The following is a 510-nucleotide window of genomic DNA, read 5'->3' on the forward strand; positions in this document are numbered from 1 at the left end:
TCTACTCTCTATTGCGATTAAAAATGGGAGGATTAACGAGTGATAGAATAGAAAACAATTTTTAGGAGAATAAATATGAGTTTACATGAAGTAATAATTAAAATCAGTAAAATTTTTTCTCTTTTTATTCCCAAACAGGATATAGAGGAATCTAATAATAATATTCCTGCTAATAGAGAAACAATGCGCGATTATTATGAAGATTTAAATAACCCTCATTAAAAAGTATTTATCTATATGCAATTTGACATATTAATATAAATTGCTAATATTTGGAGAGTTTAGGTTTTGTTGCATGGAACGATTTTTCCGTCATTCCTGCAAGACCTTGTTGCGTAGATATAAAAAAAAGTAGCTGCGAACTAAGAAAAGTAGTAAATCGACAAAAAACTTAACCACAAGTGTGTATGTCAAAGCTACAAAAAGTTTGCAACTGGAAAGAATATAACAGAAGTTTAAAGAAAAGAGGAACAATAATTCTCACATTTTGTGAAGAATATTTAAAAGAGT

1 protein-coding gene is annotated in these 510 nt (G+C 28.2%); it reads left to right on the top strand.

The genetic code is table 11. The annotated features are described in order from the left end of the window. Positions 1-75 precede the first annotated feature (75 nt). Positions 76-222, top strand: a complete 147-nt coding sequence (locus KYQ89_RS02630) for a hypothetical protein (protein ID WP_218460282.1) — start codon at positions 76-78, stop codon at positions 220-222. Positions 223-510 lie beyond the last annotated feature (288 nt).

Origin of the sequence: Rickettsia sp. TH2014 (assembly GCF_019249195.1) — a bacterium.
In the GTDB taxonomy this organism is placed as follows: Bacteria; Pseudomonadota; Alphaproteobacteria; order Rickettsiales; family Rickettsiaceae; genus Rickettsia; species Rickettsia felis.

Coding starts and splice junctions, on each gene's coding strand:
- KYQ89_RS02630 (WP_218460282.1), top strand. CDS start 76: ATGAGTTTACATGAAGTAATAATTAAAATCAGTAAAATTTTTTCTCTT.